This is a genomic window from Ekhidna sp., from assembly GCF_965228795.1.
In the GTDB taxonomy this organism is placed as follows: Bacteria; Bacteroidota; Bacteroidia; order Cytophagales; family Cyclobacteriaceae; genus Ekhidna.
In genome coordinates this window covers 211,498-223,528 of the sequence record NZ_OZ245839.1, presented here as the reverse complement: position 1 = coordinate 223,528, position 12,031 = coordinate 211,498, and the positions used below count along the sequence as shown (strand labels likewise).

The following is a 12,031-nucleotide window of genomic DNA, read 5'->3' as shown; positions in this document are numbered from 1 at the left end:
ATTAATAATGATCAAGTTTTTCAAAAAATCGAACGTAGAATCCCTGCAGAGGAAATATGACAAACTCATGCATGAAGCATACGTTTTGGCGAAGGCAAACCCGGAAGAGAGCATGAAGAGACAAAAGCAAGCGCTCGAAGTTCAGCGAGATATCTTGTCAAGAGGCTGATTTAAAGTACCAACTCCCAATAACCTACATCAATCCATCGGTCGAATTTGAAGCCTACCTCTTTGAATTCACCGATTTTTTTGAACCCCAATTTTTCATGAAGGATTCGACTTGCATCATTGGGTAGTGACATTCCACCAATGATGGCATGATAGCCAAGGGCTTCCAGTTGTTTCATTAACTCCGAATATAGCGGCAATCCGTATCCTTTCCCTCCCTGATCTTTCTGTAGGTAGATGGAAGTCTCGGTTGTTTTTGAATAAGCTACCCTTGCTTTCCACTGCGTGGCATAGGCATAGCCGATGATTTGATTTTGATCTTCGAGTACCAACCATGGGAGGTTGAACTCAGTTTGAACCTTGATGATTCGAGCCTGCATTTCAACCCCTGTAATTGGGTCTAATTCAAACGTGGCATGGGAGTGAAGAATGTAGTGATTGTAGATATCCACTATGGCTTTTGCATCGTTTGATGTGGCTTGTCTAATCATAGAGTAAACCTAAACCAATAAAATGAGTTGATACTTCCAATGAGAATAAAGATAGCTACCGAAGTACAGGCCGATCTTGAGCAAGTGAAATCAGGATTCAACGAAGACTTGTTTCTATCACTAAACCCACCTTTTCCTCCCGTTAAGTTGAAGGAATTTGGTGGGTGTAAAACCGGTGATATGGTAGCGCTCGAACTCAATTTCATCCTTTTTAAACAAGTATGGAAAAGTGAAATCACAGAAGATAATGAGGAAGCGGGAAACTGGTATTTTGTGGATCAGGGAGTCAAACTCCCCTTTTTTCTGAAGTCATGGAAACATCATCATGGTGTGGATGCTCGTGAAAAAGGAGGGTCGACGATCATTGATGATATCACTTATAGCACAGGCATTATTGCAACGGACTTGTTGATGTATCCTTTGCTCTATTTTCAATTTCTCTATCGCAAACCGATATATAAGAGACGCTTTAGAGGATAAATAAAGAGGTGTTAGCATCAATGCGCCTCCAACCAGTTCTTGCCAATCCCGATTTCTATTTCCATTGGTACTTCCAGAGGATGTGCGTTTTTCATAAAATCTTCCACCTTACTGACTAAAAGATCCTGCTCTTCCTTGTGCAGGTCAAACACCAATTCATCATGCACCTGCATGATCATTTTAGATTGGAGCTTCTCTTTTTGCATCCATTTATGGATGTCAATCATAGCGATCTTGATGATGTCCGCAGCGCTTCCCTGAATGGGGGCATTAATGGCATTTCGTTCATCGAACCCACGCATGGTGAAGTTTCGGGAGTTGATGTTTCTCAGGTATCTTCTTCTTCCTAAAATCGTCTCTACATATTCATCTTTCTTCGCTTTTTCTATGGTCGCATCCATGTACTTTTTCACATTCGGAAACTCTTTGAAATAGGAATCAATGATTTCCTGGGCTTCCCCCCGGGCAATATTCAGGTTTTGTGAAAGACCGTAAGCGGAAATGCCATAGATGATTCCAAAGTTGACCTCTTTGGCTTTCCGTCGCATGTTCGGCTCCACATTGTCAATGTCCACACCGAAAACCTTCGACGCTGTGGTCGCATGAATATCTCGTCCTTCTTTGAAGGCTTGCATCATGTGTTCATCTTTCGAAAATGCCGCCATGATACGCAACTCGATTTGCGAATAGTCAGCAGCCATGATCAGGTAGTCTTTTTCCCTGGGCACAAATGCTTTTCTGATCTCACGCCCTTTTTCTGTCCGGATAGGGATGTTTTGCAGGTTCGGATTATTCGAACTGAGTCTCCCTGTGGCTGCTACCGTCTGCCGGTAGTCTGTATGGATGCGATCATCCGCAGGACTGATCAATTTTGGTAAAGCATCAACATAGGTAGACTTGAGTTTTTGATATTCTCTGAAGGTTAGAATCTTCTCAGCAATGGCATGTTCGTCGGCAAGTTTGGAAAGGATATCTTCACCCGTTGCATATTGACCGGACTTAGTTTTCTTTGGCTTGTCCACCAGTTTTAGTTTATCAAAGAGGATTTCGCCCAGTTGCTTAGGAGAGCCAATATTGAATTCCACTCCGGCAATGTCAAATATCTCTTGCTGTACTTTTCGGCTGAGCTCGTCCAGCTCCTTTGACATTTTTTCTAAGGCACCAACATCCACTTTCACTCCCTGATACTCCATATCGGCAAGGACAAACGACAATGGCTCCTCCACCTCATGGAGTAATCGCTGAAGTTTTCGCTCATCAATGTCTTTTTCAAGAAGCTCTTTTAGCTGAAGCGTAATGTCGGCATCTTCACAGGCATAATCCTTTACCTTCTCCGGCTCAATCTGATCGATGGTTTTCTGATTCTTCCCTTTCGGGCCAACCAGGCTCTCGAATAAAACTGTTTTGTAGTTCAACCATTTTTCAGCCAGCCAGTCCATGCTGTTGTTGGATTCCGGATCGAGCAGGAAGTGGGCAAGCATCGTATCAAAGATTTTACCCTCAACAGTCACATCGTAATTACGCATTACCTGGATGTCATACTTGAGGTTCTGACCGATTTTCTCGATGCTTTCATTTTCCAATACTTCCTTAAATACATTAGCTATTTCCTGTGCATTTTCAAAACATGGCACATACCAGGCTTCACCCTTTTCTATAGCAAAAGCGATTCCTACCAGCTTAGCTTCTCTTGTTTCCAGGCTGGTGGTCTCTGTATCAAAGCAAAAGGACTTTTGATCGGACAGTTTGCTCGCAAGTTGTTTTGCTGCTTCAACTGACTTTACTAAATGATAGGTGTGGTCAGTGGTCTCGATCGAGGATCGTTTGTCTGAAGATTCTCCATCAGATCCGGCAGAATCAAATAAGCCTAGTTGCTGCGTATCTCCCTTTTTGATGTCGTTTTCTTCCTGAAATACCCTGCGGGCGATCGTCTTGAATTCCAGCTCATCAAAAATTGGCTTTAAGATTTCAGGCTTAGGATCTCCATACTTCAAGGCATTTTCATCAAACTTGATCGGTGAGTCTATCTTGATGGTCGCCAGCTCCTTTGACATGATGCCCTGCTGACCAAACTCCTCCACACGCTTCTGTTGCGCACCTTTCAGTTTGTCTACATTGGCCACAATTTCTTCAACGGAACCGAACTCCTTTAGCAGCTTGGAGGCAGTTTTATCCCCAATGCCGGGAATACCCGGAATGTTATCCACGGAATCCCCTTTCAGCCCAAGTACATCACGCACCTGATCCACTTTATCAATGTCAAACTTGGCAAGCACTTCCGGTATCCCCATGATCTCCACCCCATTTCCCATTCGCTTGGGTTTGTAGAGAAAAATATTTTCTTCCACCAGCTGAGCAAAGTCCTTATCGGGTGTCATCATGTAGACTTTAAAGCCCTCCTTACTCGCTTCTTTAGCGATCGTCCCGATCAGATCATCAGCCTCATAGCCATCCATTTCTAGAATGGGGATGTTGAATCCTTTAACGATATCCTTGCAGTATGGAATAGCTACTTTTATCTCTTCCGGTTGTTCCTGGCGTGTAGCTTTATATTCCGCATAGTCTTCATGCCGGAAGGTGGGTGCGTGCGTATCAAAAGCCACCCCAATATGGGAGGGTTTTTCTTTGGTAATGATCTCCAGCAATGAGTTCGTAAAACCCAGAATCGCTCCGGTATTTATGCCATTCGTTGTGAGTCTGGGATTTTGACTCATAGCAAAATGAGCACGGTAAATCAATGCAAATGCATCGAGGAGGAAGAGTTTCTTTTCGGACATGAGGTAAATTTAGCTGACTGATTCTTTTCTTCACTGCTACCTACACATTAATCCGACTTTCCCATTAACTTAAGGCTACCTAACCTATCATTTAATGGAAAAATTTAAGAACCTGTACCTTTGGATGATCCTACCTCTTGCGATTATCCAAATTGGCATATTCAATTTTTACTGGCCAAAGATCACAACAACTTCCTGGGAGTTTCATATTCATTATTGGCTAGTCACAGGGTGGTTTATCCTTATGATTATCCAACCTTATCTGATAGAAAAGGATAAAACTTCCAATCACAGAACTTTAGGAATGATAGGTTTTTTAATTGCGGGAGGAATTGTATTCACAAGTATGAGTTTGTTAGATATTCCTTTAAAGCGAGCTGCTGTTTATGACCCATCCAGGCCCGGACCACCGCTCTCATTTTATTATGGAACACTTATCATTGAATGGATACTGGGGCTTCTTTATGGTTTTGCAGTGATTCAGGCAATCCGATTCAGAAAGAATTTGAATGAACATGCATGGTGGATGATCTGCTCAGTCTTCTACTTAATGATGCCAGCACTGGGACGTGGAATGATCGTTTTATGGAGAGCTCTTGTACCAGTTGAGAAATTAAATCCAATGATGGTGGCCTTGAGTGCTGAACTCGTTTTCATTCCGTTATTGGTTTTTTATGCAATTCGCTTTGGTAAAATGAAGCACCTAGCAACCATCATCGGTTTGTTGACCGTTTTGCTAAGAATACTAAGAGTTCCAATAGGTTCGTCGGAGGCTATTCAAAATTTTCTGGACGGGCTGATTAAGTGGTAAGAACTTTTCGTTGGCCTTCACATTAGTCAGTAACGTTATCACATACACACCGTATGGCGAATAAGCGATATGACTCTGGCTTAGATGGCTTCAAATTATGCTTATGTGCATGCCCCATAATTGAATACGGCGTGAGGTGCATGTGAAACCGTTCATCTGTATTTGAGTTGGCCGTCCAAAAATCGATGTAATTCCCTTCCAATACCTCACCTCCTTCAATCCTGCCATAAGGACCTATGTTTAGTACATTGGACTCAAAAATGTTGTATTGATCCAGAAAATCAATTCGAAACAGCTTTTTGTTACCTTCCATCATCCTGGCTGTTTCGGCATCCTCAAATGAGGCAGCAAACTGATTCCATTCCTCCATGGAAGGAAGGCGCCACCCTGTAGGGCAAACGTCATTCAAAAAACGATAGTCGTAAAACCGGATTTGATCGCAATTACCTGGACAGATTGATTCTTTAGCATTATAAGTAAGGTTTGAGGTCATCCAGTAAAGGTTACCGAGTTTTGTTATCGGGTATTGCTTTCCATCTCTCTGATCTACTATTCTGTCCTGACTATATGATGTAAAAACTAAAAGCGATAATATAAATGCGAGTTTCATTTGGATTAGAAGATTTGCATGTACCATTGGAAGTAAGTTGAGAAAGATCATACTAATATAGAATAATGCAATCCATTGCGTATTTTTAGAAAACGTTCATTCAAAATGAAGAAGCTTTTTTCTACAATACAACAAAAATGGGCAGAGTATTTCCTGGAAATACTGGTAATCACGGTAGGTATTTTGGGTGCCTTTTTGCTCAATACCTGGAATCAAGATAGAATAGCGGATGAAACTCAAAAACTCACCATTGAGCGGTTGATTGAAGATGTAAAAAGCGATACCTCAAGGTTTGCATACCTGGATCACCGACTGGAGGAGCGTGTGAAAAGATGTGATTCCGTGTTGTCCCTTTTTAAAGACTTGGACGATAAGGAAAAGAGATTGTCATTGATTTCCGTACACCTCATTAATTTCTTTTTGGTGGAATCAAACTTTACTACTTACGATGAAATGTTGAATACCGGCCGTTTGTACTCCATGGATGATAAAAAGCTACGTTCTCATATCATTAACTATTATCGTGATGTAAAAAAGTGGAGTACGTACATCGAGCGGGATAACCAACAGCTCCGGAATAAAATGATAGGTCCCGAGTACAATGATTATTGGGTAATCCAGCGAAGGCTATGGGCAGATCAGGTAATAGATGCAAGTAAGTATCCCTGGCTTCTTCAAAAGAATCCGAAAGAGATTAAAGACATTGAAGCACTGGTTTTGGCAACAAGAATTCTCTTTGACAGTAGCAGAGATAGGATTGCTAACTTGAAAGGACACGCGGAGTATCTGCTAAAAAAACTAGACCCTTAATTTTTAAGTCCCCGAACCATTTCCTTCTTACCCATTGCTCCCTGGAGCGTTTCCACTTCAAAGCCTGCTTCCGCCAGGTTTCGCTTGAACTGACCCTGAGCACAATAGGTGGTAAGCACTCCTCCTTGTTCGAGCAACGAGTAGCATTTTTTCAAATTTTCCAACGACCAAACTTCCGGTTGCTTGCTTGGTGCGAATGCATCAAAATAAATGACATGAAAGAAAATGGTACTTTCGAAATCTTCAAGCCTGGAAGTGGTCTTCAGTAACTCAAAATGGGTGTTGATGCCAACTGGTTTTTCCCAGGTTGTTTCATGAATATACATGAAGGATTGAAGTTCAGAAGGCGTGTGGTGATAATTCAAATCCTCATAAATCTCCTTTTCAATTGGGTATGGCTCTAACGAGGTGAAGTTTATGTTCTGATTATGTTGATCTGCAAATTGAGCAGTAAGAAAAGCATTCAGGCCGGTACCTAACCCTACTTCCAGGATTCTGATTTCTTCAGCTTCATTTTGAGATCGCCAGTGCTCCAATCCTTCCTTAATAAACACGTGTAAAGACTCACCTCTGGCCCCTCGAGTGGAGTGGAAGGTTTCGTTCAACTCCTCGTCAAATAGGCTGTGTGAGCCGTCTTCTGTTGTTATGATTTTGATTGGCATTTTTCAGAATTTAAGGTAAATGTGAATAAACATCCCCCTGCCACTACGCATTTCAGCGCACCCCCGAAACGTCGGCCCGCCTTCAAAGGAGGGATTATTTATAAATTAAAACAGTTGCGTGAGCGGCAACACCTTCTTCCTTTCCCACAAAACCCAGCTTTTCAGTTGTTGTTGCCTTGATGGAAATATCTTCCTCTTCGATACCCATGACTTCAGCCAAGACCTTTTTCATCTCCGGAATGTATGGATTGAGCTTGGGCATCTCCAGGCATACTGTCGAGTCGATATTTCCCACTTTGTAGCCTTTCTCACCAATAATTTTGATGACTTCTTTCAGTAGAATTTTACTATCAATCCCTTTGTACTTTGGATCTTTGTCTGAGAAATGGAAACCGATATCCCGCATGTTAGCAGCACCCAGCAACGCATCACAAATCACATGGATCAGCACGTCTGCATCTGAGTGTCCATAAGCGCCATGAGTGTGCGGTACCTTAATCCCTCCGATCCAGAAGTCTACTCCTTCTGCCAGCGCATGTACGTCGTATCCGTAACCGACTCGTATGTTGGGTTTGCTCATGAGGCAAAATTACATCCCCCTCCTCACACTCTTGCCAACCCGCCCCCCTTTCAAAGGGGGAATTGCACCAGATTAGATTAATTGCTATCTGATTTCTTGCGAGATCTTATCTTCCTAACCACCCAAACAACACCAAGTGCCAGCAAGCCAAAGGGCCAAAGGGCCAATAAGTAAACGATGAAAGTTTGAAAGCCTTGCCATCCTGCTGACATGGCGTTCAGCAACCGAGTACCAAAACCGGGTCTTTGATCCTGATCAAGCTCGTATGGGACAAGCTCGTAAAAAGAGATGTCGAGCGTGCTGTAATTGATTTGATGACTCAAAAGCTTAAACTGCCCCTGAAGAGACTCAATCTCTGAGCGTACCTGATTCAGGTTTCGTTCCACCTCCAGGATGTCGCTGATCTTATTGGCTTGCTTCAGGATTTCCTGATACCGCTCCTCCAGCTTCTTTTTATTTTCAATGCGTGATTGCAGGTCATAATACCGACTCGTCACATCATCAGTATTCACCCATCGGTTATCCAATTTTTTACCATCGGTCACCTCTTTTATCAACACATCAAAGTTTTGAGGCGGTACTTTGATGCTCACATTGTAGTTGATCCGGTCGTATCCTTTGTTTTCGTTTTCAGAGGAGATATAAGCGTCATGCTGATCGAGCAGCTGGTTGATACGCTGGTACTCCTCTTTAGTACTTTCCACTCGGTAGGAGAGTCCGCCTGTTTTGATTACTTTCTTTGCAATTTCAGAATCTTGAGGCAATTGATTGGATCCTGCCTTTCTAACGGGGGAACTACCTGCATCAGACTCGGACATCTCCATCATTGGAGCAACCATTTCTTCGCTGGTTGAGCTGGAACTTTCATTACCACCGCAGGCTGCCATTAGGAAAACGATGAGAATAGTGAGTGTTTTCATAAGTTTAAATTTAGCAGATGTCTTCACAAGAATCCTACCAAATAAAATATCAGCAAAGACAAAACTATTTTTGCACCTGATGAAATTGCTTTCGTTTTTAGAAAAACCGCATCCATTCATTTTTAATAGGAGTAGCGTTTTACTACCCGGAATCATTACATTTCTGATCATTGGGCTGTTGGCGCCATTAGGGTTTCAGGAAGTGGATTTAATCCATCGGTTGGGATTTGCTTTGCTTTTTGGGTTTATAGCTTCAATGGCCGTTTTTTTTGTGGTCATGCTGCTGAAAAGCGTCTATCCAAACTACAGTGATCGATGGACGGTAGGGAAAGAGATTCTGCTAATCTTAGTAGTGGTCGGGGTGATTTGTCTATTGATTTTTTTCATTCTCTTTTATTTTCAATTGACCCAACTCCCTCCTGCTCAACTGTTTAAACTGGTGCTGATAAACACCATGATGTTGAGTGTATTTCCGGTGGTCATTCTGGTTCTTTTTGAGCAATACAGCCATCAAAAAAAGCAATGGAAAGAGGCGAAAGAAATGAATCACCTTCTAGGTCATGAACAGATCAAAAGCAATGATATCTTACAGTTATTCGGAGAGAATGGAAAGATCGAGCTGCAGCTTACCCCGGAAGAGCTGATCTGTTTAAAATCCGATGGTAACTACATTGAAGTGATATATGGCTTGGACAAGCTCGAAAAAAAGCTGGTGAGAAACCGGCTAAAAACCCTGGCTGAGCAGCTGCCCGACAGCCTGTTTTTCCAATGCCACAAGAGCTATGTAGTCAATAAAATGAGCATTGTTTCCGTGGAAGGAAATGCCCGAAACTTTGAGCTTAAGCTTCGTGGCGTCTCCGGTTCCATCCCTGTTTCCAGAGCCAAATCAGAGGAGCTGATCCGATTTCTCAAAGGCTGACCTTCCAATTGACACCAAACTAGTCCCATTGATACCAAACTGGTTTCAAAAGGCTTGAAAAGCCCATTTCTCATTCAGCTTTGTCCTTGTCAAAAGAATTTTATAGATGAGAAAGGCATTCCTTTATTTATTCGTAGTACTGAAAATATGCTGCTCGGTAGATGCACAAGTCTACAAAGAGAAAAAAACGCAGCATCGTTTTGCCCAAACATACGTGGGACTGAATACGCAATTTGTACCTGCTCAGGGCTCTCTCACCTGGAATGATCAAACCTTCGCTTTTGCTCCGCTGATCTCTCCACGATTTACCATTGGCGGACTTCATTTCTGGGGCAAATGGGATTTCAATCTCAACATCCCATTAACACTTTTTTATGATCGTGAAATTGACGAGCGCACAGATTATTATTTCAATCCGGGAGGAGACCTAAGTGCGCGGTATTATCCCTGGCGAATGGAGTATGGTAAAATTCGTCCTTATGCAGGTATCTCCGTGAATGAGATGACGTTCGGTTTTGAGACTGAAAATACCGGAGATCGAAATGACTTGTTCATTACAGGTTCTTTGTTAGGGGGAATTTCCTTCGCAAAGGATGGATTGCAATTGAATGCAGAGATCATGTGGCTACCACAAAATAAACGTGATTTCTACAGCAGCAGATCTGAAAGTGGAACCATTCAACTTCCTCGCTCCTACTTTTCTTTTGGCCTCATCAAATATTTTGATGGAACCCTTCACGACGAAGAATACAAGCTTTCCGGAAAAACAGAAAAAATCGAAAATGATTTACGAAGAGAAAATAAGCTAAACAGCTTTTCTATTGGCATTGCTCCTAGTGGCTCGTACTTCCTGTTAGCACCGGTCTATGAAACTGGGGATCGTCAGTCCGTTCCTCTTCACAAAGGTGTATTCAACTGGGATTTTGGGCTCGGCTATCTTTTTCATGATGCTGGCATTCATGTAGGACTGGCTTACAGGGACTATACTTCTCGCAGAGAAAGTTATGGCTTAAATCATTTGTATAGAAGAAGATCTATCGCACTAGAGGCGCTATTCTTTATCTGGGATTACAATGGGTTTGCCCCCTTCATTGGGCCAAGTGTCAGCTACGAAAGATGGGCGGCAGGGGAGTTTGAAATCAATGTTCAAGTAGGTGAAACTCAGAGAACACAAATGATCTCGCCCGGGATCATTTTTGGCTGGGACATTCTGGCATCACCTCTGGAGACCTGGGTACTTAGAACCAACCTGCGCTATTATCCATTCCAGAAAATCACAGACATAGCAGGAAAAGAATCTCGGGTCGATCAATTCGAATTCAACTTTATTCAATTGGTGCTATATCCAAACAGAATGGTGAACGTGCCAAGGGCTAAAAGAAAGTATTAATCATCACTAAAAACACCCCTATAATCCCCTCAAGGGGATACTTATGTATCGTCCTAAAATAAGTTTACAGTTAAACATAGTTAATCCTGACATATGTTGACAGTTTGATTGTAGTCCTGTTTTATGTTGACAGTTGTATTTTTCCAATAATTCTTCCAGAGAGGTTTGGGCTTACTATTTGTAGAGTGAACCTGATCTGGAGTCTTCATACCACAGCTTAGATGAGGTCTTCCTTGATTGTAGCGGTTCACTACACAGCTTAAAAGTTCTCTGGCTTGAGCCATGTTTTCCACTTCATAATGGTTAAGATATTCTTCTTTGAGTATTCCATTGATTCGTTCAGCAATGGCATTTTCTAATGGATCTCCATTTTCAGTCATGCTGATAAGTATACCTCTAGCGGATAACATGTCCACATATTCTTGACTGCAGTACTGGATTCCTCGATCTGAATGGTGGATTAAGCCTCTTAAAGGTTCAGGTTGGCTTTCGATTGCCATGTGTAATGCTCGCTGGTTATTGATGGCTTCCAGATTATCAGATAACTCATAACCTACTATTTTTCGACTGTAAGCATCGGTGATGAGGCAGATGTAATGGAAGCGATCTCTCCACTTCCAATAGGTAATATCACTGACCCATACCTGATTAACGCTTTGAATATCCAGTCCTTTAATCAAGTTAGGATACTTCCTAAACCAGTGCCTGGAGTTGGTCGTCGATACTCGACGTTTTTTTCGCTTAATCAGCAAGTGATGGCTGGAAAGTAGATCAAAAAAAGCATCTCTGCCTATGCGGATACCTAATCGATCAAAATCCGACTGGAGCATATGAAAGAGCTTCCTACCTCCCAAATGTGGGTGTAATGCCCGTTGCTCTAAAACTAACTGAAGTATCTGCTGGTGAGTGGATTCCAATGATCTGCTTCTTGCCTGGTATTGATAGTAGGATTGCCTACTCATACCAAACAGTCCACAAATACAATCCAGCCCCACTGATGGATAGACTTGTTTCATGATTTTGACTGTTTGGTGGACAACTTTTTTCTGATCTTCAATGAAAACTTCTCCTCGGCTATGTCAATCATCTTTGAATAAGCTTCTGACTTTAGCTCAGCTAACTTCAGCGCTTCTTCTAGTTCCTTAATTCTTGCAGATAAATCTTCAGGATGCTCCTGTTTCTTATTTGGTTTGGACATATAGACACGGGCTTTTAATGGCTCCTTCATCCCAAAACTACGCATCCAGTTGGTGATGGCGCTATGACCTCTAATTCCATACTTGCGCTGAGCTGCTTCCTTACTTAGTTTACCTGATAGTACTTCTTGTATTATTCGTAGTTTCTCTGAATCACTCCGATAAATACGGCTTCCTGTTTTTATTCTCATTTTACACTTAAATTGTGTAAACCTAT

14 protein-coding genes are annotated in these 12,031 nt (G+C 42.2%); 6 read left to right on the top strand and 8 right to left on the bottom strand.

From position 1 onward, the window contains the following. The first annotated feature begins 7 nt into the window (after positions 1 to 7). The gene (locus ACQK2H_RS00895; RefSeq protein WP_425389590.1) at positions 8 to 169 is read left to right on the top strand and encodes a Lacal_2735 family protein; all 162 of its coding nucleotides are present in this window, start codon (positions 8 to 10) and stop codon (positions 167 to 169) included. Between the two features lies 1 nt (position 170). Here the strand turns inward: ACQK2H_RS00895 and ACQK2H_RS00890 are convergent, their stop codons facing one another. Next, the gene (locus ACQK2H_RS00890; protein WP_425389589.1) at positions 171 to 659 is read right to left on the bottom strand and encodes an N-acetyltransferase family protein; all 489 of its coding nucleotides are present in this window, start codon (positions 657 to 659) and stop codon (positions 171 to 173) included. A gap of 39 nt (positions 660 to 698) precedes the next feature. Here ACQK2H_RS00890 and ACQK2H_RS00885 point away from each other — a divergent pair, with 39 nt between their 5' ends. After that, the gene (locus ACQK2H_RS00885; protein ID WP_425389588.1) at positions 699 to 1,139 is read left to right on the top strand and encodes an SRPBCC family protein; all 441 of its coding nucleotides are present in this window, start codon (positions 699 to 701) and stop codon (positions 1,137 to 1,139) included. Between the two features lie 17 nt (positions 1,140 to 1,156). On the opposite strand, the gene polA is transcribed toward ACQK2H_RS00885, so the two are convergent. Continuing rightward, the gene (gene polA / locus ACQK2H_RS00880) at positions 1,157 to 3,916 is read right to left on the bottom strand and encodes a DNA polymerase I (RefSeq protein ID WP_425389587.1); all 2,760 of its coding nucleotides are present in this window, start codon (positions 3,914 to 3,916) and stop codon (positions 1,157 to 1,159) included. A 94-nt stretch (positions 3,917 to 4,010) separates the two neighbouring features. Here polA and ACQK2H_RS00875 point away from each other — a divergent pair, with 94 nt between their 5' ends. Next, complete coding sequence (locus ACQK2H_RS00875) at positions 4,011 to 4,727, top strand: hypothetical protein (RefSeq protein WP_425389586.1); 717 nt, start codon at positions 4,011 to 4,013, stop codon at positions 4,725 to 4,727. 22 nt (positions 4,728 to 4,749) lie between these two features. On the opposite strand, the gene ACQK2H_RS00870 is transcribed toward ACQK2H_RS00875, so the two are convergent. Further along, positions 4,750 to 5,337 carry an FISUMP domain-containing protein gene (locus ACQK2H_RS00870; protein WP_425389585.1) on the bottom strand — a complete coding sequence of 196 codons (588 nt, stop codon included), beginning with the start codon at positions 5,335 to 5,337 and terminating at the stop codon, positions 4,750 to 4,752. A 105-nt stretch (positions 5,338 to 5,442) separates the two neighbouring features. Here ACQK2H_RS00870 and ACQK2H_RS00865 point away from each other — a divergent pair, with 105 nt between their 5' ends. Further along, positions 5,443 to 6,147, top strand: coding sequence for a hypothetical protein (locus ACQK2H_RS00865; protein WP_425389584.1), 705 nt, complete (start codon positions 5,443 to 5,445; stop codon positions 6,145 to 6,147). On the opposite strand, the gene mnmD is transcribed toward ACQK2H_RS00865, so the two are convergent. From mnmD to ACQK2H_RS00850, 3 genes are all read right to left on the bottom strand, one after another. Beyond that, a complete protein-coding gene (gene mnmD / locus ACQK2H_RS00860; protein ID WP_425389583.1) occupies positions 6,144 to 6,809 on the bottom strand; it encodes a tRNA (5-methylaminomethyl-2-thiouridine)(34)-methyltransferase MnmD in 666 nt (221 codons plus the stop codon). The two genes, ACQK2H_RS00865 and mnmD, sit on opposite strands and share 4 nt — an antisense overlap. Before the next feature lie 94 nt (positions 6,810 to 6,903). Next, a complete protein-coding gene (gene ispF, locus ACQK2H_RS00855) occupies positions 6,904 to 7,389 on the bottom strand; it encodes a 2-C-methyl-D-erythritol 2,4-cyclodiphosphate synthase (RefSeq protein ID WP_425389582.1) in 486 nt (161 codons plus the stop codon). 77 nt (positions 7,390 to 7,466) lie between these two features. After that, complete coding sequence (locus ACQK2H_RS00850; RefSeq protein WP_425389581.1) at positions 7,467 to 8,309, bottom strand: DUF4349 domain-containing protein; 843 nt, start codon at positions 8,307 to 8,309, stop codon at positions 7,467 to 7,469. Positions 8,310 to 8,388: 79 nt separating this feature from the next. Between ACQK2H_RS00850 and ACQK2H_RS00845 the strand changes: the two genes are divergently transcribed. Together ACQK2H_RS00845 and ACQK2H_RS00840 are read left to right on the top strand one after the other, a co-directional pair. Then, on the top strand, positions 8,389 to 9,228 hold the full coding sequence (locus ACQK2H_RS00845; RefSeq protein ID WP_425389580.1) for a LytTR family transcriptional regulator DNA-binding domain-containing protein: 840 nt from the start codon (positions 8,389 to 8,391) through the stop codon (positions 9,226 to 9,228). Positions 9,229 to 9,334: 106 nt separating this feature from the next. Then, positions 9,335 to 10,618 (top strand): hypothetical protein, encoded by a 1,284-nt coding sequence (locus ACQK2H_RS00840; protein WP_425389579.1) that lies wholly within the window; start codon positions 9,335 to 9,337, stop codon positions 10,616 to 10,618. Positions 10,619 to 10,698: 80 nt separating this feature from the next. Here the strand turns inward: ACQK2H_RS00840 and ACQK2H_RS00835 are convergent, their stop codons facing one another. Then, on the bottom strand, positions 10,699 to 11,634 hold the full coding sequence (locus ACQK2H_RS00835) for an IS3 family transposase (RefSeq protein ID WP_425389433.1): 936 nt from the start codon (positions 11,632 to 11,634) through the stop codon (positions 10,699 to 10,701). Continuing rightward, positions 11,631 to 12,005 carry a hypothetical protein gene (locus tag ACQK2H_RS00830; protein WP_425389432.1) on the bottom strand — a complete coding sequence of 125 codons (375 nt, stop codon included), beginning with the start codon at positions 12,003 to 12,005 and terminating at the stop codon, positions 11,631 to 11,633. The genes ACQK2H_RS00835 and ACQK2H_RS00830 overlap by 4 nt, the downstream gene beginning before the upstream one ends. Between the last annotated feature and the right edge of the window lie 26 nt (positions 12,006 to 12,031).

Excerpts from the sequence above, each read along its gene's own strand:
- ACQK2H_RS00835 (WP_425389433.1), bottom strand. The coding sequence starts at position 11,634 with ATGAAACAAGTCTATCCATCAGTGGGGCTGGATTGTATTTGTGGACTG.
- ACQK2H_RS00830 (WP_425389432.1), bottom strand. The coding sequence starts at position 12,005 with ATGAGAATAAAAACAGGAAGCCGTATTTATCGGAGTGATTCAGAGAAA.
- ACQK2H_RS00870 (WP_425389585.1), bottom strand. The coding sequence starts at position 5,337 with ATGAAACTCGCATTTATATTATCGCTTTTAGTTTTTACATCATATAGT.
- ACQK2H_RS00840 (WP_425389579.1), top strand. The coding sequence starts at position 9,335 with ATGAGAAAGGCATTCCTTTATTTATTCGTAGTACTGAAAATATGCTGC.
- ispF (WP_425389582.1), bottom strand. The coding sequence starts at position 7,389 with ATGAGCAAACCCAACATACGAGTCGGTTACGGATACGACGTACATGCG.
- ACQK2H_RS00875 (WP_425389586.1), top strand. The coding sequence starts at position 4,011 with ATGGAAAAATTTAAGAACCTGTACCTTTGGATGATCCTACCTCTTGCG.
- ACQK2H_RS00845 (WP_425389580.1), top strand. The coding sequence starts at position 8,389 with ATGAAATTGCTTTCGTTTTTAGAAAAACCGCATCCATTCATTTTTAAT.
- ACQK2H_RS00865 (WP_425389584.1), top strand. The coding sequence starts at position 5,443 with ATGAAGAAGCTTTTTTCTACAATACAACAAAAATGGGCAGAGTATTTC.
- ACQK2H_RS00895 (WP_425389590.1), top strand. The coding sequence starts at position 8 with ATGATCAAGTTTTTCAAAAAATCGAACGTAGAATCCCTGCAGAGGAAA.
- ACQK2H_RS00890 (WP_425389589.1), bottom strand. The coding sequence starts at position 659 with ATGATTAGACAAGCCACATCAAACGATGCAAAAGCCATAGTGGATATC.
- ACQK2H_RS00850 (WP_425389581.1), bottom strand. The coding sequence starts at position 8,309 with ATGAAAACACTCACTATTCTCATCGTTTTCCTAATGGCAGCCTGCGGT.
- ACQK2H_RS00885 (WP_425389588.1), top strand. The coding sequence starts at position 699 with ATGAGAATAAAGATAGCTACCGAAGTACAGGCCGATCTTGAGCAAGTG.
- polA (WP_425389587.1), bottom strand. The coding sequence starts at position 3,916 with ATGTCCGAAAAGAAACTCTTCCTCCTCGATGCATTTGCATTGATTTAC.
- mnmD (WP_425389583.1), bottom strand. The coding sequence starts at position 6,809 with ATGCCAATCAAAATCATAACAACAGAAGACGGCTCACACAGCCTATTT.